The following is a 19365-nucleotide window of genomic DNA, read 5'->3' as shown; positions in this document are numbered from 1 at the left end:
CTTTCCTCTTGTTAGTTGTTCTTTGCAACGCGCATATCTCGAGCCGCTGCAACCTTGCTAGACAATCCGTAGATTTCAATAAATCCGTTGGAAGCGCGCTGGTCGAAAGTATCGGAAGAATCGTAAGTAGCCAAGTTAAAGTCGTACAAAGACTCATCCGACTTTCTGCCTGTTACAACAGCCTTTCCAGCGTATAAAGTCATGCGAATATCGCCAGAAACATGCTCTTGCGTTTCGTTTATGAACGCGTTCAAAGAACGCACAACTGGCGAGAACCACTGGCCGTCATACACAAATTCCGCCCACTTTTTATCAAGAGCACGCTTAAGCCTATGCTGTTCGCGCTCCAAGCAGCAATTCTCAAGCTCTTGATGAGCCGTAATCAAAGCTTGCGCGCCTGGAACTTCGTACAATTCGCGAGACTTAATGCCAACTAGACGATCTTCAATAATGTCGATTCTACCGATTCCTTGTGCCCCAGCTCTTTTGTTCATTTCTTCGATTGCTTGCAATGGAGTTACGCTATGACCGTCAATTGCAACTGGAATACCTTTTTCAAACGTGATTGTAACTTCGTCTGGAGTTGTAGCTTCCAAAGGATTCTTTGTGTAAGAGTAGCATTCTTCGGTTGGAGCATTCCACGGATCTTCCAAAAAGCCTGTTTCAATAGCCCTTCCCCAAACATTTTGGTCTATAGAATATGGGCTTTTCTTGCTTTGAGTAATCGGAAGCTTGTGCTCGTTTGCAAAAGCGATTTCCACATCGCGAGTAAGCGACAAATCGCGAATTGGGCTAATTGCCTTTAAATCTGGATCCAAAGACTGGATTGCAACTTCAAAACGAACCTGATCGTTTCCTTTGCCAGTGCAACCGTGTGCGATTGTATCAGCATCAAATTCGTGCGCTGCGTGAACTAAGTGACGAGTGATAAGCGGCCTAGAAAGCGCGGAAACTAAAGGATACACGTCTTCGTACATTGCATTTGCTTTTAATGCGAGCATGCAATAGTTATCCGCAAATTCTTCACGAGCATCAACTACATACGATTCAACAGCACCACAAGCCAAAGCACGATTTTTAATAACTTCGAGCGCTTCTCCACCTTGACCAACGTTTAGTGACACAGCTACAACGTCTTGACCTGTTTGCTCTTTAAGGTACGGAATAGCTACAGATGTATCGAGGCCACCCGAATACGCCAATACAATACGTTTCTTACTAGTCATAGTGACCTCCCAAGGTCATATATTGAATAAATAAACGATATATAGTATATTATACAACCATAGATAAAATCTCAACACGCTTAGAAATACAACGTTTTTATTACATTCCGAAAAATAATATTTAAAAAAATAAGACAATAAAAATAATACTTATGCAATTGATTACACTATAACAAAGTGCAAAACCACAACACTGTGGTCTTTGCAGCAAGTATTATAAATTCAACATCCATCGATGCATATTAGACACAAATATAACTATAAAATGAATAAACTAATACAAAATCACCTAGATGCAACTGAAAGCATCCAATTAGCTCTATCTTCTGCTTCTTCGTTAGAAACACAAACCATAAGCACTGTATCATCGCCAGCAACCGAACCTAAAATACCTTTTAAAGGCTGCCTATCAATAACACTTGCAACATATTGAGCAGCGCCCGAAGGAGTGTGAATCACAACAATATTATTAGCAAATCCAACTTCTGTAATAAGACCAGAAAGAGTCCTAGCAACCTGTTGATCAATCCTAACGGTATCCATTGCGTGACGATTACCAGTTCCATCTCCTAGAACATAAGCAATTCTGCCGTCTGTAAGACGAATTTTAACCGCATTTATTTCATCCAAATCTCTACTCAAAGTTGCTTGAGTAACCTCAAAACCATGACGAGCCAAAACTTTAGCAAGCTGAGACTGTGAAGTAATAACCTCACTTAAAAGCGCCTGTTCAATCGCATTTAAACGTGCAGCTTTAGTCGTAGGACGCTGCTTTCCAGCGGATTCAATAGAACCAAAATCGTCATTATCATCAAAAGCATCGTCAAAATTATTATCTTCATTCACATAACTATGATTAAGCGCATCATCGCTACTAAAATTATTTGACTTCCTATTAGACTCAACCATAATTGGCAATACCTTTCTAAAGAGCACTCCAATCTAATATACATGAATACATAAATATATTCATGAATATATACATTTTAACAAAGCCATAAATACTATTTTATTTACCAAAAAATACGGCTGAACAACCAGATAATACTAATCATTCAGCCGTATCAATTTAAAAAACGCAACTCTGTAACTTATACTCGAACTTATACTCGCAATGTTGCATGCAATTTTTGAGCAGACTTTGTAATAGCCTCTCGAACCGCTTCCATATCATCGCTAGAAAGCGTTCTATCAGCAGCCCTAAATGTTACAGAATAAGCAAGAGATCTTAGCCCTTCTCCAAGTTGTTCGCCTTCATAAACATCGAACAACTCTACAGACTCAAGCAAATCACCAGAAGCTTTAACAATAGCTTCCTTTAAATCGTGAGCAGTCAAAGAAGAAGGAGCAACAAACGCAAAGTCCTGCTTAACAGGAGGGAATGTAGAAACAGGTTTTGCCTGAACAGGCTTAACTTGCATAGCATCAAACAATGCGCTCAAATCAAGCTCGAATGCTGCAGAGTGCTTTGGCAAACCCAAATTCTCATCAACCTGAGGATGAAGCTCTCCAACAATACCAATTTCAACATCGTCGGCACCATCAACAGGAATATACACCTTCGCGGTACGACCTGGATGCCAAGAAGCAGGAACATCATCAGAATTAATCTGACGAACGTCAAAAGCAACGCCGATTCGCTTTCCTAAACGATTAACAGCTTCTACAGCATCACTCCAATCAACTTCTCTATGAGTTCCAAGCCAACCTGTTTCTTCAGCATTACCAGTTAAAAGAGCTGCAACATGCAAAGGCTGCTCAGGCAAACCTGCATCCAACGCAGCAAGCTGAGCATCCGTAGGACGAACCGAACCAGGCAAAGCAGGAATAGCTGGAGCATTAGGATCCGCAAAATACACGTGACCAAGCTCATAAAGCGAAACATCACTTAAGCCACGACGAATATTTCTGCGAACCGTTCCAGCTAAAGTGGTAAGAACATTCCTTCGAAGCCAAGGACGATCGCCAGCCAAAGGATTTGCGATTTTTACGCTGACTTTAGCAACAGAATCAACGTCTTCACGGAAAGCTTTAAAATCTTCCTGACCAACAAACGGGTAGCTCAAAGATTCAATCAAGCCCATTTCAGAAAGTTCATATGCAATAGCTCTACGAGTTGCTTGATCTTGCGTTAAACCAGTTTTGCCAGTAACAGGAACAGCTGGAACCTTAACAGGAATCTCATCGTAGCCAACCAAGCGCGCGATTTCTTCGACCAAATCGCATGGCTCATTTAAGTCTGGGCGCCAAGTTGGAGGCAAAACAGAGAAGGATCCGTTTCCGCCGCCAGCAACAGAGCAACCAATATCCGTAAGAATATCGCTAATACTATTCAAATCAATGCTTAAGCCAGAAACACGCTCTACTTCGCTAGCTTTGAAAACAATAACACTTCTATCAACAGTATTGTTTACGTCTGTAGGCGTATTAGAAGGCTCTCCAGAACCAAAATCGCTGAGCATTGTAACAGCCATTTGCGCAGCTGCTGGCTGCAAAGCAGTATCAACACCACGCTCAAACCTGCGAGATGCCTCAGTTGGAAGCTTATGTCTACGAGCTGTACGTGCAATAGAAACGGGGTCAAAGTGTGCAGCTTCAACAAGAATATTCTTCGTTTCGCTCGTTACTTCTCCATAGATTCCGCCCATTACTCCAGCAAGTCCAAGAACACGCGAACCGTGATTTCCCTTTGGAGAATCGCAAATAAGCAAGTCCTCAACGTTAAGCTCTCTGTCTTTGCCATCTAAAGTTGTTAAATGCTCTCCAGCTTTAGCGCGGCGAACAACAATAGGACCTTCAATCTTATCTAAATCATAAGCGTGAAGAGGCTGACCTAAGTCGAGCATTACGTAATTTGTAACGTCTACTGCAAGAGATATACCACGCATTCCAGCACGAGTTAAACGCCTACGCATCCAATTAGGGCTAGAAGAATCTGGATTAAAGTTTCTAACAACGCGAGCGTAGTAACGGTCGCATCCAACAACACCATGAATAGGATTATTATCTTCAATACTAACTTCTATATCTTTAGAAGCTCCATCAGACATAGAAACTACTTGATCAGCTTTATCATTAAGTTCAATTACTGGATCAGTGTAAGTTGCACCAGTTGAATGGTGATATTCGCGTGCAACACCCCTGTAAGAGAAAGCATATCCACGATCAGGAGTGATGTTAATTTCCAGCAAAGGCTTGTTTAAGTGAAGAAGCGACATTGCGTCGTCTCCAGGTTTCAAAGCATCATATTCAGCTTTAGAGAAACCGTATTCGCGAAGCAAAATAATGCCATCGTGGCTATCTCCCAAACCAAGCTCGCGCTCGGATGCGCACATTCCATTAGAAATGTGGCCGTAAGTTTTGCGAGGCTCAATCTTAAAATCGCCAGGCAAAACTGCCCCAGGAAGAGTTACAACAACTTTTTCTCCAGCAGCCATGTTTGGAGCACCGCAAATAATTCCACGAGGAACCTTATTACCATTTTCGTCTACCTCGTTGTATTTATCTCCAACATCAACATGGCACCAATTAATAATTTTGCCATTTTTTTGCGGCTCAGGAGTAGCATCAACGACGTATCCTACAACAATAGGACCTGTAACTTGAGAGTCGTGAATCTCTTCTTCTTCTAAGCCAACTCGCACCAAATCTTTAGCAAGCTGCTCGTAAGTCAAACCTTCTGGCACTTCAACATGATCTTTAAGCCAGTCAATATCTACCATTGGCATGAGTACTACTCTCCCATCACAAACTGTTCACTGAAGCGCTTATCGCCTTCAACCAAATCGTGCATATCGTTAATATCGTGACGAAGCAGCAAAGTGCGCTCCAAGCCAACACCGAAAGCAAATCCCGTATAAACATCTGGGTCTAAGCCTGCAGACTTAAGAACATTCGGATTCACCATTCCGCATCCGCCCCATTCAATCCAACCTGGGCCACCCTTCTTATCTGGGAACCAAAGATCCAACTCCGCACTAGGCTCCGTGAACGGGAAGTAGCTTGGGCGCAAACGGCTTTTTGCATCTGGACCAAACATTGCAACAGCAAGGCGATCAAGAACACCCTTTAAATCAGCCATGCTCAAATGTTTATCTACTGCCAAAGCTTCGCACTGGTGGAAGACTGGAGTATGCGTTGCATCAAGCTCATCCGTGCGGAATACTCGGCCTGGGGACGCAATATACAGAGGTACTCCTCGCTCAATTAACGCACGAACCTGATCGGAAGAAGTTTGCGTACGCAAAACCATGTTAGATCCAACAAATCCTGCAGCATCCTTTGCCTGATTACCTTGCACATAAAAAGTATCTTGCATTTGACGAGCAGGATGATCTGGACCAAAATTCAACGCGTCAAAATCGAACCACTCTGTTTCTACCTCTGGTCCTGCAGAAATCTGCCAACCCATAGACACAAAGAAGTCTTCAAAGTCTTCAATAATACGCGCAATCGGATGGCGAGCGCCAAGCGGCTTACGATTTATTGGCAAGGTCATATCGACTGTTTCTTTTTGAAGCATATTAGCTTCTTCAATAGCCTTAATACGCTCTTGGGCTGCTGCAAATTCACGACCAAAATCAGCGCGTAAAGCCGACATTATCTTGCCAGCTTCTTTCTTTTCTTCTACTTGAAGACTTCCAATAGACTTGCTGGCAAGGGTCATTGCAGACTGAGCTCCTGCATACTTAGTTTTTGCCGCTTTCAACTCTTCCATTGTTTTAGCGGCTTGAACACAAGCTATACCCTCTTTTACTACCTTTGTAATTGCCTTCGAGTCGAACGGCTTACTACTTGCCACAGCACCCTTCCTATCCGTGTTATGTGTACTTTTGTGAAGCATTCAAAAAACGTCTCAAATCTACATTTTTCGCTCATGACTAGACATAGCCAAGCCCATTAGCATTACTGCAGCGCTGGTTGCCAAGTTCATTGATTCTGCTTTTCCGTAAATAGGTATTACCGATATTTCGTCTACTCTATTTAATATTTCTTCTGGCAATCCTCTGGCTTCGTTTCCAAATAATATTGCATTAGATCCTTCGTTATATCCTTTATTTAAATCATCACTTAGTGGTTTTAGAAGATTTGCAAAAGACTTTGGTTTTTTATTTTCCGTTCCATAAATATCAGCTGCAATAACCCTTATTTTTAATGACTTTGTCCAATCAAACCAATCATCCTCACTCATTGTCACTACTGGCAAATGGAATAATGAGCCTGCAGTAGAACGAACAAGCTTTGAATTAAAACGATTCACGCAATCGTCAACAAAAACAACGGCACTACAACCAGCTACATCTGCAACGCGAATAATCGCACCAGCGTTGCCAGGGTCTCTTACCTGCCAGCAGGCTGCAATCAATATAGGATCATAAGCAAAACCAGACTTATATTTGCTTTCTACCCCAATACTATTAAATTCTTTTATAAATTCTTTATCTAAAATAGTAGAATCACAAACGGCAACAATCCCTTGACAATCCGTACTGATCTTATGCATAACTTCTGCTGTTGCAGGGTGCACATAGCACTGATTTTTTAAGGATTCGTCAACAATTTTGCTTATCGTTTCTAAAGATCCATTTTGCAAAATGCCATTTTTAAGATTTTTAAAAGAATTGACATCAATGTAGTCACTATTAACAGCATCTTGCAAAACGTAAATGTCTAAAATCGATTTATGCGCGTACCTTACCGCTTCCCTAACACTTTGCGGACCTTCTACTAAAAAGCGCCCATCCACTCGCGATTTTGCACGACTTATTGCACAAATACGCTTAACGCGATCGCTATGCGCGTTGTCTATTAACTCTTTTAACGGCATAATATCACTCTACTTTACATATAGTTACAACACGCGTAAATGTTGCAATACAAAACTACTCAACGAAACTACTCATGATGTTCCGACGAACTTTGAGTGGTATATCCTTCAGGTTCTAGTTGGAATGTGGTGTGCGAAACAGAAACTGGAAAATGCTCACGCAAACAATCTTGAAGCTGGCTTAAAATATCAGCACACTGATCCATTGTTAAATCGCGCTCTACAACAACATGTGCCATAAAAATAGGCATTCCTGTAGAAACAGTACTTGCATGCAAATCGTGAACAGCAAGAACATGAGGAACGTGTTCAAGATGATCGCGAACTTTTTCTATATCCAATCCTTCTGGCGTTTGCTCAAGCAAAACTTTTACAGCATTTTTAAGCAAATGTAACGCTCTAGGAATCATCAAAATTGCAATAATCCCGCCAGCTAAAGCATCAAATCCATTCCAACTAGTACTCATCATTACTACAGCAGACACTACAACAGCAACAGATCCCAAAGCATCGTTCATTACTTCTAAAAAGGCTGCTCGCATATTCATGTTGTCTTTAGATTGAGAAACAAGAATTACAAGAGAAGCAAGATTTGCAAGCAAACCAAGAATACCAAAGAAAAGAAGCTGATTTACATCATGTATTCCATTATGATTTACACCAAAAAGACGCATACAAGATTCCACAATCGCATAAATGCCAACAAAAAGTAGAACAAGAGCACCAGCAGCAGCAGTAATTACCTCTAGCCTAGCCCAACCCCAAGTGCGCTTTGCATTAGGTCTTTTGCGCATCAAAATCGCAGTAACCGTAGATGCAGCTAAAACAGAAATATCTGTTAACATATGTCCTGCGTCAATTAACAAAGAAAGTGAATTTGTTAAAACAGATCCAATTACTTCTGCCAAGAATACAATAGACGTTAAAGCCAAAGTGATAGTTAGCTTATGCTGATGCGCATGACTTGCTTTAATAGCATCTTGCAAAGAAGCGGCATTAGTTCCAGAAGTACTTAAATCATTCTTCTCTAAGATTTCACTGGAAGAGTTTGACAAATGATGATTATTCACACAAATCTCCTATGTTCATACAAATAAGTATCTCGATATCGTTTCTCAATATCATTCCCAATATGCCTTATACGCAATGAACCCCAGCCTAAGCTAGGGTTCACGCATAAACATCTAAAGATTAATTATCTAAAAACTTATTCTATTATTACTATTCGTCAATTAACGCGCCGAGATGATGGGAAGTTGATTCGGCAATCAAATCATCTTTAAAATCGCCATTATCAGCAGCATTAATTATCTTCATTGAGACATCAACCACATCTGGCTGCAAAGCATTAACCCAATGAATACGCGAATCTCTTCCAAACCAACCCATTTGTTTTCTAGCAAGACGTTTAGTTTTCTGAGCAATATCAGCAAAAGCATCATCTTCGCTGCATAAGCCATCTAAATAGTCCATTATTTGCTTGTATCCCAAAGCTCTACTCGCAGTAACACCAAGCCTTGAGCGAATCTCTTTAACTTCGTTTACAAAACCCTGCTCGCGCATCATTTTTGTGCGAAGCTCCACTCGCGCATCCAAATCTTCTCTGTTTAAGTCCAATCCTATTTGCACACAATCAATCAAATACTTGTATTTTGGCAGAGTAGCAGAATACGGCTTTCCTGTTAACTCAATAACTTCTAGAGCGCGAATTGTTCTGCGCGAATTTCTTGGATCCATATTTTTAGCCGCCACAGGGTCCAGTTTTTGTAACTCTTCAAAAAGAGCCATTGCTCCTTGCGACTTTTCACGATCTTCCAAAGCTTTGCGAATATTAGGATCTGTACCTGGAAAAGTTATATCATCTACAGCCGCACGTGCATATAGACCAGAGCCTCCAACAAGAATTGGGCGAATACCTTTTTCTTGCAAATCGCGTATGCATTGCCTAGCAAGCGTTTGAAATTTTGCAACGCTCATGGATTCTTCTGGATCAATAATATCTATTAAATGATGCTTAATCTCGCTTTGCTCTTCTTTAGTGGCTTTTGCTGTACCAATATCCATATAACGGTACATTTGATATGCGTCTGCGTTTATAATCTCCGCTTTTACACCACGTTCAGCAAATTTCTTTGCAATTGCAATACCAAGACTCGTTTTGCCAGATGCTGTTGGACCTACAATCGAAATCACTTTCGGCGGTTTGCACACAATGCGCTCCTAATAATCATATTAAACGAACTAAAATCAACCTTAAAGAAGAATCTTTTCTACAAATTTACACAATCAAACATACATAAAAGTCAATAAAAGTAGTAGGAGATTTTGCTTCGACACCAAAGCAGTAGTTGATTACCACACTGTATTACAATCCCCATTGAGGACGACACGCGCTATTGTTGATGTGTTTTATTTTATATGGTACCGTTTTCGCTAACTTAAAACCGAATGATTTTTATTGTTTACACGTGTTCGTGCATTTTACAACTAAAATTATTCGTTCAACGTGATTTATAAAAGGATTCTATTTGGTTTTACGTTAATCATTTTGTTGTCTTTTCTGCACCGATGGAGAATAGATATGATTACTATTTCTCATGTAGCATATGCGATTTTAAAACGTTATGGGAAAATGAATATTAATCGCTTACAATTACTTTCTTACTATTGCCAAGCTTATAACCTAGCATCCACTAATTCTCCTTTGTTCTATAACAATTTTCAGGCTTGGCGCAACGGTCCAGTATGCCTAGATTTATTTAAGATGCACAGAATTAATGATGTTTTTATAGAATGTAAAGATATTGTTCTAGGACCTTATGAACTTAAAAATCATCTTACTTATTCTAATTTACTCACTATCTATAACGTTTGCGACGCTTTAATTGATTTTAGTATTGAAGAACTAGAAAATCGCGCCCGCAGTGAGATGCCATGGATTGATGCACGCAGAGGGATATTACCAAATAAGGCTAATGAAGTAGAAATATCTAAGAAAATTATTCATGATTATTACGTAAAACATCCAGTAATTAATACGAATTCACGAACAACACGAAGCAAAGAATTTAGAAAAGATGATGAAGAACTACAAAAAGACATACAAGATATAATTTCTGAACAAATTGAAAAATTTAATCAATATAATCAAGATGAAAAAGTTAGAAGAATAAGACGGGCTGAAAAAATTTTAAGAGAAAAATTAAGCATATTGAATGGGCTTAAAAATAATAAAATTTATTTTGATGAAAACATTGTTCGTATTACAGCACGACATTTTGTTGACTACATAAACAATGATATTAATGATAAAAATAAAAATAAATAAGTGGTATAGGTCAAAACATACGGCGCAAATAAGTATGCATAGGAAAATCAAAAAGCTCTAGATCTTATACCTAGAGCTTTTGCTCTGATTATTTCCGTCTGTTGTATGTGCTATATCACATATCGTACATACTTGTGTGCAAGCGGTAAACAACGCCCACTGTTCTATGCTAAAGGCGTTGAAAACATTGGGATTTGCTACAAAAAACGCCACTGTTTGAGCAGTGGCGTTATTGCGTTTGTGGAGCCGCGGGGAATTGAACCCCGGTCCGGAAACCGTACCCTCGGTCTTCTACGTGCGTAGCCTGCTGGCCATTCGGCAGTTTTTCTGCCCCCATGTTATCGCAGACAATTCATGGCGAGCATATCTACAGTAAAAGTCCCTGAACTACCCTGCAGCTCGGCAATTCAAGCAAGTCTTCTAATGACGTTTAGCACCACTCCGAAGACGTGAGTGGGTAAACGGAGCAGCTGCTCACTGGTTAATCCTGGCGCGAAGCTCAGGCAGCAAGAGCGAACTCAGTGCGATTAGATTTAGCACTTATTCTTTTGCGAAAGGACGTTTACGAGTGGACTTTCGCATTCTCGGCACGCTTCCCCGCGGCGAACAGATCACCGTCGAAACCGATCGACCCCTTTTGATTTATCAAACTATCAATTAGATACTGGCATAAAGCCAGAATAATCATTATAAATAAACGTTTTAACAGAGTCAACCTGTTTTAGAATATTGATTTATTTCAGAATCACTTAAAGCTCAACTAAAGCTCACCTAAAGATTTATTCCAGAATCACTTACCTTTAGTCTCACCTGTTTTAACACCATCACTATTGCCTTTGGCAAGCTTCTTCGATTTTTCAACAAATCTTCTATTAACAACAAACGTACAAATTGACGCAACAAACACGCAAATAAATATTGTAACGTTTCTAGCTCTAGCATTTCCAAGACTTTTTACAGCATTAACATGAAGAGCAACAGCAGATTCCGCATCAACAGTGGTCTTTACTTTTCCGCCACTAACGCTCACAGTTTTAGTACAATCTTTAGACTCATAAACATTGCAATATTCACCATCTGGCAAGTCAGTCTTATAACTCACTTTTTGCGGCTCTTCCGTATTATTAATCGCAAGAAAACCCTTGTTTCCTCGGCTAAATGCAACGTTATTATCGTCATCATCTTGCCAATTAGTAACCTTAGTGCCCCTAACGGCGTTGTAGAACCCAATCATTCCGCGAATCGAAGTTAGCCTTTGCGTGCATTGCCACTTAGGATCCTTTGCACAACTCACATCAGGAATTGAAGTTTGCGTAGCTCCAGGTGCTCCCTCATCTCGTTTTGTAAACTCATAACCAGAAAACACATTTGGAGTTCCATATGGATACGCCAACATAAACGCGTTTGCAAGCTCGTATTTTTTACCGTCTTTATACGTCAAAACTCTGCTTGCATTATCTCGCTCAGTATCCCAATTTGTAACGAAAATCGCAGCTTTTTTGCTTGGAATTAACTTATCTGTGATATGTTTAAGATTCTCAATAGACCCATAAAAATAGTTTCTAAGCCTATAAGAGTACTCAAATTCATTCACTTCACCAGTTTGCAAATATTGGTCTGGCTGAATTCTAGGGTCTTGCTCAGAAAACCCTATTGTTTCTTGCATCCACCAAATCTTATCTGGCGTTGTTCCAGCAGCCTCTGCAGCTGCATCTTTTATGCCCTTTACATCTTGCGGAGACATGTGTTTTGCAGCATCAACTCTAAACCCATCAACTCCAAGCTTTAGCATATGCGCAAAGTACTCTCCCAAAGTTTTTTGCACATGAGGATTAGAAGTGTCCAAATCCAATAGTCCAACAAGTCGATGCGTCCAAACGATTTCTGCTTTTCGATACGTGTTGATATTTTCTGTTGACTTATGAAAATCGTCTTTTGTATATCCAGCATCTGGGAACGATTGATTTGCAGCATCATACTTGCTTCCACCAACGCCAACAGTGTCTTTGTTTGCAAAACCAGTTGTGTGGTTTATTACCGCATCTGCAATAATTCCAATACCTGAAGCTTTGCACGTTGTAATCATCTTTTTAAACTCGTCTTCTGTGCCAAGTTTTGAATTTAGCTTATAGCTTACAGGTTGATAGCTTGTCCACCATTGGTCACCTTTAATATGATCTTGCGGAGGTGATACTTGTACGTACTTTACGCCTTCTGGGCCGTACGTTTTTTTGCATTCCTTAGCTATACTTCTCCAATTTTGTTGGAACGCTGTTACGATTACACCTTTTTGTGTAGTTTTTTGAGATGATTTTGCACCCTCATCTGCAATCGCTGGGCTGCTTGCGACTACTGCTCCCGCCAAAATCATAGCGACGCAAGATGTTATAGCCGCAACTCTTGCCAACACAAACTTTAACTTTACAAGCGCCTTTTTATTGAAGCTCGTAAATACTTCTATGCCGTGGATCATCATTGTTCCTTCCTGCAAGAATTGCGGCTTTGCTTTGTTCTTACTTTATTCTTTTTAGAGCTAGATTCTACCTCACTATATTAGAACCATCTATTCCCACTCGATTGTGGCAGGCGGCTTAGATGTAACGTCTAACACAACGCGATTAATCTGGCGACATTCGTTTGTGATTCGAGTAGAAATCTTTGCCAATACATCGTAAGGAACTCGCGACCAATCAGCAGTCATAGCATCCTCAGAACTTACTGGTCGAAGCACGATTGGAGATCCATATGTGCGCTCGTCTCCTTGAACTCCAACAGAGTGAACATCTGCCAAAAGAACAACTGGGCATTGCCAAATATCGCGATCTAATCCAGCTGCCGAAAGCTCTTCGCGCGCAATCGCATCTGCTTCTCTAAGAACAGCTAAACGCTCGCGAGTAATCTCGCCAACAATGCGAATTCCCAATCCTGGGCCTGGGAACGGCTGGCGCCACACAATAGCGTCTGGAAGCCCAAGCTCCGTACCAATTGCGCGAACTTCATCCTTAAACAAAGTGCGTAAAGGCTCAATAAGCTTAAACTTTAAGTCCTTTGGCAAGCCGCCAACATTGTGATGCGACTTAATGTTTGCAGCACCGTCTCCGCCACCAGATTCCACAACATCTGGGTAAAGTGTGCCTTGTACAAGGAACTTAACTTCTGCTCCAGATTTTCCAGCTTCTTCAATAACTTGACGTTGCGCTTTTTCAAATGTGCGAATAAACTTTTCGCCAATAATCTTGCGCTTGCGCTCTGGCTCGCTCACGCCTTTAAGCGCATCTAAAAAGTCATCTTCTGCATCCACTGCAATAAGCTTGATTCCAGTGGCCTCAACAAAATCGTGCTTCACTTGCTCAACTTCGCCTTTACGGAGAAGGCCATGGTCTACAAAAACGCAAGTGAGCTGATCTCCGATTGCTTTATGTACCAGTGCTGCTGCAACTGCGGAATCGACTCCTCCAGAAAGTCCGCAAATAACTTGTGCATCTCCAACTTCAGCGCGAATCTTTGCAACCTGATCTTCTATAATATTCGAAGGATTCCAATCATTTTCCAATCCTGCGCACTCGTGCAAAAATGTGGAAATCAGCTTTTGACCTAAAGGCGTATGCTTGACTTCTGGATGCCATTGCACTCCGTAAAGCTTGCGACTTTTATCTTGCATAGCTGCAACTGGAGCACCTTGAGTGTGAGCAAGCACCTCAAATCCTTCTGGCACGCTCTTAACTGCCACTCCGTGACTCATCCAAGTATTTTGATCTAATGGAGAATTAGCAAGCAATCCTTCTGCTTCATCAATAGTTGCATGCGTTTTTCCATACTCACCCAATGCGGCTTTGTCTACGACTCCGCCAAGCTCATGAGCCATAACTTGGAATCCGTAGCAAATTCCGAGCACTGGAACTCCTGCTTCAAAAATCTTTGTGTCAATTTTTGGCGCTCCTGGTTCATAAACGGAAGCAGGCCCGCCAGAGAGAATTATGGCTTTTGGATCTTTTGCCAGCATTTCTTCTACAGGCATAGAGTGTGGAACAAGCTCCGAATAAACGTTTGCTTCCCTCACTCTTCTAGCGATTAGCTGGGCATATTGGGCACCGAAGTCAACTACAAGTACCGGACCTTTTGCCATGATTCTCCTTATTTACACGCTTCTTATATATTCCTTATTTATCACTTTATTTTTTGCAAATGTTTTAAAGGTGATATTTAAGGCTGATTCATTTTATACTAATGGCGCTTTGCGACGTTGCAGCGCTTCGAAACGCCGTGACTTATCTAGTTTTAAAACCAATCAAGCTTTATATAACAATAAAGTGAACATAAAACATAACATAAATGATAATTTTAAGAAGATTTTTGCGAACACTTTAACACATTTTTTCAACAAAATCGCACGTAGTGAGTAATCAAACGCACAAAAGTCAAAAGCTGTTACTATACTGAGAATGATGGAAAAAGAGGCTAATACATTCGTTTTTCAGCCTCTATAACCAAATGGTAATGATTAAAATTGCACTGAAAAGTGCTTGAGTACAGGAGTACACATGACGAGTCCTGTTATTGGCACCCCTTGGAAGAAGCTAAATGCTCCAGTTTCTGAGGCGGCCATCGAAGGCGTAGACAAGTATTGGCGCGTAGCAAACTATCTCGCAATCGGTCAGATTTATCTTCGCAGCAACCCTCTAATGAAGGAGCCATTTACTCGCGAAGATGTTAAGCATCGTCTGGTAGGTCACTGGGGCACTACTCCAGGCCTTAACTTCCTTATTGGACACATCAACCGCTTTATCGCTGATCACCAGCAGAATACTGTAATCATCATGGGTCCAGGCCACGGCGGCCCAGCTGGTACTGCTCAGTCCTACCTCGACGGCACATACACTGAATATTATCCAAAGATCACTAAGGACGAAGCTGGCTTACAGAAGTTCTTCCGTCAGTTCTCTTACCCAGGCGGTATTCCTTCTCACTTCGCTCCTGAAACACCAGGTTCCATCCACGAAGGTGGTGAGCTTGGTTATGCACTTTCTCACGCTTACGGCGCTGTTATGAACAACCCAAGCTTGTTCGTTCCAGCAATCGTCGGCGATGGCGAAGCTGAAACTGGTCCTTTGGCCACTGGTTGGCAGTCCAACAAGCTTGTGAACCCACGTACCGACGGTATCGTGCTTCCAATCTTGCACTTGAACGGTTATAAGATTGCTAACCCAACTATTCTTTCCCGTATTTCTGACGAAGAGCTTCATGAGTTCTTCCACGGCATGGGTTACGAACCATACGAGTTCGTTGCTGGCTTCGACGATGAGGATCATCTTTCCATCCACCGTCGCTTCGCTGACATGTTCGAAACCATCTTCGATGAGATTTGCGATATTAAGGCTGAAGCTCAGACTAACGATGTAACTCGTCCTTACTACCCAATGATCATCTTCCGCACTCCAAAGGGTTGGACCTGCCCGAAGTTCATCGACGGCAAGAAGACCGAAGGCTCTTGGCGTGCACACCAGGTGCCACTGGCATCTGCTCGCGATACCGAAGCTCACTTCGAGGTTTTGAAGAACTGGATGAAGTCCTACAAGCCTGAAGAGCTCTTCGACGAAAAGGGTGCTGTTAAGGAAGACGTTCTTTCCTTCATGCCAAAGGGCGAACTCCGTATTGGTGAAAATCCAAACGCCAACGGTGGTCGTATTCGTGAAGATTTGAAGCTTCCAAAGCTTGAGGATTACGAAGTCAAGGAAGTTAAGGAATTCGGTCACGGCTGGGGTCAGCTCGAAGCTACCCGTCGTCTTGGCGTTTACACTCGCGACATCATCAAGAACAACCCAGATTCCTTCCGTATCTTTGGCCCAGATGAGACCGCTTCCAACCGTTTGCAGGCTGCTTACGAAGTAACCAACAAGCAGTGGGATGCTGGCTACCTTTCTGGCTTAGTCGATGAGCACATGGCTGTTACCGGCCAGGTCACCGAACAGCTTTCCGAGCATCAGATGGAAGGCTTCCTCGAGGGCTACTTGCTCACTGGTCGTCACGGCATCTGGAGCTCTTATGAGTCCTTCGTACATGTCATCGATTCCATGTTGAACCAGCACGCAAAGTGGCTTGAGGCTACCGTTCGTGAGATCCCATGGCGTAAGCCAATCTCCTCTGTGAACTTGTTGGTATCCTCTCACGTATGGCGTCAGGATCACAACGGCTTCTCGCACCAGGATCCAGGCGTAACCTCCGTGCTCTTGAACAAGACCTTCAACAACGATCACGTAATCGGCATTTACTTCCCAGTAGATTCCAACATGTTGCTTGCTGTTGCTGAAAAGGCTTACAAGTCCACCAACATGATTAACGCTATCTTCGCTGGTAAGCAGCCAGCTGCTACTTGGTTGACTCTCGACGAAGCTCGCGAAGAGCTCGAGAAGGGTGCTGCTGAGTGGAAGTGGGCTTCCAACGCTAAGAACAATGACGAAGTTCAGGTTGTTCTCGCTGGTGTTGGTGATGTTCCACAGCAGGAATTGATGGCAGCTGCCGACAAGTTGAACAAGCTTGGCGTTAAGTTCAAGGTTGTTAACGTTGTTGACTTGCTCAAGTTGCAGTCTGCTAAGGAAAACAACGAAGCTTTGACTGACGAAGAGTTCACTGATCTCTTCACTGCTGACAAGCCAGTCCTCTTCGCTTATCACTCCTACGCACATGACGTTCGCGGCTTGATTTACGATCGTCCAAACCACGACAACTTCAACGTTCATGGCTACAAGGAGCAGGGCTCCACCACCACGCCATACGATATGGTTCGCGTGAACGACATGGATCGTTACGAGCTTACTGCTGAAGCATTGCGCATGGTTGACGCTGCTAAGTATGCCGACGAAATCAAGAAGCTCGAGGACTTCCGCCTCGAAGCCTTCCAGTATGCAGTCGACAAGGGTCTTGATCACCCAGACTACACCGATTGGGTATGGCCAGGCGTTAAGACCGACAAGCCAGGCGCTGTCACCGCTACCGCTGCAACCGCTGGCGATAACGAGTAGTTTTAAGCTATCAATGCTAAAATTGCTTAGTTGATTTTTAGGGAGTCAATCGAAAGGTTGGCTCCCTAAAAAATTAATAAAAAATATGCAAAAAATTAAAAAATCAGCTTGTTGTTCCGCAAATAGCTCTAGAATAACTAGAGGATTCTTCGTTTGATATGTAAATTTTTCAACGTTGAAATACGAAGAATAGTAAAACGAAAATGCAATGCAAAATAGAATAAACACAGACGCATCAAAGGAGAAAAGTCGTGTCGTTAGTTAACGTAACTATTATCAGCGCAGATTGCGCACAAAGTCGCAATGTCGTAGCACTAGGAGTTACAAAAGCTCTTTCAAGTCATTATCCAACAACTGTTTTTAGACCATCCGCAAAGCATGATGACGCGTTTACAAGCGAATTAATAGCATCAAGCAATACAAAACCGACTCTAGAACAAGTGATCGCAGCATGCCCATGCGCAGTTCGTAAAAACAAAGATACACTAAGAGGAGACATTGTAGCTCACTTCAACGAGCTGATTAGCGTGACGAACGCTCAAGGATGCGTTATTGTAGCAAGCGATTCTACTTCTGTATTTGATCCAGATTTATTCCGATTTGATGCAAGTGTGGCAGCCGACTTAGCTTCTCCAGTGTTCCTAAGCATTTGCGCAGAAGGCAGAGATAGCAAGCAAATCTTGCAAACAATCGAAGCACAATGTGCAAGCGTTAGCAAAGAATACACAAAAGTATTAGGCGTATTTGTAACTGATTGCAAAGAAGACTTAGCAAAAGAAGTAAAAGAAAACTACGCTCAAAACAATAATGGCACTCCACTTTGGACTTTGCCTTCTATAAGCGAATCAGAATCAGAATCAGATAAATTCAACGATTATGTAGCAGATGAAGAGATTATTAGCGCTTTGAAACAGCCATTTAATGCACCTACTACCCCGTACGCCTTCCAATACAGCTTGCTTGGAAAAGCTAAAGCAAATAAGAAAACAATTGTGCTTCCAGAAGGAGAAGAAGACCGCATTCTAAAAGCAGCTGACTATTTGCTAGAACGAGACATTGTAAACATTATTATTGTTGGAGAACGCGAATCTATTCTTGCAAGAGGACAAGAGCTTGGATTAAAGTCTCTTAGCAAAGCAAGCTTCCAATCTATGAGCGACGAAGAGGTTCTTAGCAAAATGATTAGCAAGCTTTGCGAATTGCGCGCAAAGAAAGGCATGACCGAAGAGCAAGCTAGAGAACAGCTTAAAGACGCAAGCTACTTTGGCACAATGCTAGTAGTACTTGGATTAGCAGACGGACTTGTTTCTGGCTCTGTTAACTCAACAGCAAATACTGTGCGCCCTGCTCTTCAAGTTATTAAAACTAAGCCTGGATCTAAGCTTGTTTCTGGCGCATTCATTATGTGCTTTAAGGATCATGTAGCAGTATTTGCTGATTGTGCTATTAATCTGAACCCAGACGCTGAACAATTGGCTGACATTGCTCTTCAATCTGCACAAACCGCTAAAGCTTTCGGATTAGATCCTAAAGTTGGAATGCTATCTTATTCCACTCTTGGATCTGGAAAAGGCCCAGACGTTGATTTAGTTGAGGAAGCTACAAGGCTTGTAAAAGAAAAAGACCCAGATTTGAAAGTTGTTGGATCTATTCAATTTGACGCTGCATGGTCTGAAACTGTTGCTGCGTCCAAAGCTAAAGGAAATGATGTAGCAGGTCACGTAAATGTGTTTGTGTTCCCAGATTTATGCGCTGGAAACATTGGATATAAGGCTGTTCAGCGTTCTAGCGGCGCTTTAGCTGTTGGACCAATCCTACAAGGATTAAACAAGCCTGTTAACGACTTGTCTAGAGGAGCGTTGGTTCAAGATATTATTAACACTGTTGCTCTTACAGCATTGGAAGCACAATTCTAACAATAAATAACAAATTTAATAAATAGGTAAGTTCCTGCAGAGATTCTGA

The 19365-nt window shown here is 41.8% G+C and carries 12 protein-coding genes and 1 other RNA gene; 3 read left to right on the top strand and 10 right to left on the bottom strand.

Going from position 1 to position 19365, the window contains the following annotated elements:
• Positions 1-11: 11 nt before the first annotated feature.
• The 7 genes from HXT60_RS01980 to miaA all read right to left on the bottom strand — a co-directional run bounded on the left by HXT60_RS01980 (position 12) and on the right by miaA (position 9264).
• Positions 12-1226 carry an argininosuccinate synthase gene (locus HXT60_RS01980; RefSeq protein ID WP_004115510.1) on the bottom strand — a complete coding sequence of 405 codons (1215 nt, stop codon included), beginning with the start codon at positions 1224-1226 and terminating at the stop codon, positions 12-14.
• 285 nt (positions 1227-1511) lie between these two features.
• Positions 1512-2135: an arginine repressor gene (locus HXT60_RS01975; RefSeq protein WP_004115512.1), complete on the bottom strand. Its 624-nt coding sequence runs from the start codon at positions 2133-2135 to the stop codon at positions 1512-1514.
• A gap of 194 nt (positions 2136-2329) precedes the next feature.
• Entirely contained in the window at positions 2330-4954 is a 2625-nt protein-coding gene (gene pheT, locus HXT60_RS01970) for a phenylalanine--tRNA ligase subunit beta (RefSeq protein WP_415706637.1), read from the bottom strand.
• Between the two features lie 5 nt (positions 4955-4959).
• Positions 4960-6027 (bottom strand): phenylalanine--tRNA ligase subunit alpha, encoded by a 1068-nt coding sequence (pheS, locus tag HXT60_RS01965; RefSeq protein WP_004112530.1) that lies wholly within the window; start codon positions 6025-6027, stop codon positions 4960-4962.
• 60 nt (positions 6028-6087) lie between these two features.
• Complete coding sequence (locus tag HXT60_RS01960; protein WP_004115517.1) at positions 6088-7053, bottom strand: TrmH family RNA methyltransferase; 966 nt, start codon at positions 7051-7053, stop codon at positions 6088-6090.
• Positions 7054-7121: 68 nt separating this feature from the next.
• Positions 7122-8123, bottom strand: a complete 1002-nt coding sequence (locus HXT60_RS01955; protein WP_004115518.1) for a cation diffusion facilitator family transporter — start codon at positions 8121-8123, stop codon at positions 7122-7124.
• 151 nt (positions 8124-8274) lie between these two features.
• On the bottom strand, positions 8275-9264 hold the full coding sequence (miaA, locus tag HXT60_RS01950) for a tRNA (adenosine(37)-N6)-dimethylallyltransferase MiaA (protein WP_004115519.1): 990 nt from the start codon (positions 9262-9264) through the stop codon (positions 8275-8277).
• A gap of 370 nt (positions 9265-9634) precedes the next feature.
• Between miaA and HXT60_RS01945 the strand changes: the two genes are divergently transcribed.
• The gene (locus HXT60_RS01945; protein WP_004112525.1) at positions 9635-10381 is read left to right on the top strand and encodes a Panacea domain-containing protein; all 747 of its coding nucleotides are present in this window, start codon (positions 9635-9637) and stop codon (positions 10379-10381) included.
• Between the two features lie 238 nt (positions 10382-10619).
• On the opposite strand, the gene ssrA is transcribed toward HXT60_RS01945, so the two are convergent.
• The 3 genes from ssrA to guaA all read right to left on the bottom strand — a co-directional run bounded on the left by ssrA (position 10620) and on the right by guaA (position 14507).
• Positions 10620-11016: a transfer-messenger RNA gene (ssrA, locus tag HXT60_RS01940) on the bottom strand.
• Between the two features lie 155 nt (positions 11017-11171).
• A complete protein-coding gene (locus HXT60_RS01935) occupies positions 11172-12854 on the bottom strand; it encodes an alpha-amylase (RefSeq protein WP_421791409.1) in 1683 nt (560 codons plus the stop codon).
• Between the two features lie 90 nt (positions 12855-12944).
• Positions 12945-14507: a glutamine-hydrolyzing GMP synthase gene (guaA, locus tag HXT60_RS01930; protein WP_013399520.1), complete on the bottom strand. Its 1563-nt coding sequence runs from the start codon at positions 14505-14507 to the stop codon at positions 12945-12947.
• Positions 14508-14922: 415 nt separating this feature from the next.
• On the opposite strand from guaA, the gene HXT60_RS01925 reads away from it, so the two are divergent.
• Both HXT60_RS01925 and pta read left to right on the top strand, forming a co-directional pair.
• Positions 14923-17400: a phosphoketolase gene (locus HXT60_RS01925; RefSeq protein WP_004112522.1), complete on the top strand. Its 2478-nt coding sequence runs from the start codon at positions 14923-14925 to the stop codon at positions 17398-17400.
• A gap of 251 nt (positions 17401-17651) precedes the next feature.
• The gene (gene pta, locus HXT60_RS01920; protein WP_004112521.1) at positions 17652-19316 is read left to right on the top strand and encodes a phosphate acetyltransferase; all 1665 of its coding nucleotides are present in this window, start codon (positions 17652-17654) and stop codon (positions 19314-19316) included.
• The last annotated feature ends 49 nt before the right edge of the window (positions 19317-19365 follow it).

It is taken from the genome of Gardnerella sp. KA01002 (assembly GCF_049244015.1).
Classification (GTDB): domain Bacteria; phylum Actinomycetota; class Actinomycetes; order Actinomycetales; family Bifidobacteriaceae; genus Bifidobacterium; species Bifidobacterium vaginale.
The sequence above is the reverse complement of the archived record's forward strand: the minus strand, read 5'-3'. Positions and strand labels throughout refer to the sequence as shown.

Excerpts from the sequence above, each read along its gene's own strand:
- HXT60_RS01980 (WP_004115510.1), bottom strand. The coding sequence starts at position 1,226 with ATGACTAGTAAGAAACGTATTGTATTGGCGTATTCGGGTGGCCTCGAT.
- HXT60_RS01975 (WP_004115512.1), bottom strand. The coding sequence starts at position 2,135 with ATGGTTGAGTCTAATAGGAAGTCAAATAATTTTAGTAGCGATGATGCG.
- pheT (WP_415706637.1), bottom strand. The coding sequence starts at position 4,954 with ATGCCAATGGTAGATATTGACTGGCTTAAAGATCATGTTGAAGTGCCA.
- HXT60_RS01960 (WP_004115517.1), bottom strand. The coding sequence starts at position 7,053 with ATGCCGTTAAAAGAGTTAATAGACAACGCGCATAGCGATCGCGTTAAG.
- HXT60_RS01945 (WP_004112525.1), top strand. The coding sequence starts at position 9,635 with ATGATTACTATTTCTCATGTAGCATATGCGATTTTAAAACGTTATGGG.
- HXT60_RS01935 (WP_421791409.1), bottom strand. The coding sequence starts at position 12,854 with ATGATCCACGGCATAGAAGTATTTACGAGCTTCAATAAAAAGGCGCTT.
- guaA (WP_013399520.1), bottom strand. The coding sequence starts at position 14,507 with ATGGCAAAAGGTCCGGTACTTGTAGTTGACTTCGGTGCCCAATATGCC.
- HXT60_RS01925 (WP_004112522.1), top strand. The coding sequence starts at position 14,923 with ATGACGAGTCCTGTTATTGGCACCCCTTGGAAGAAGCTAAATGCTCCA.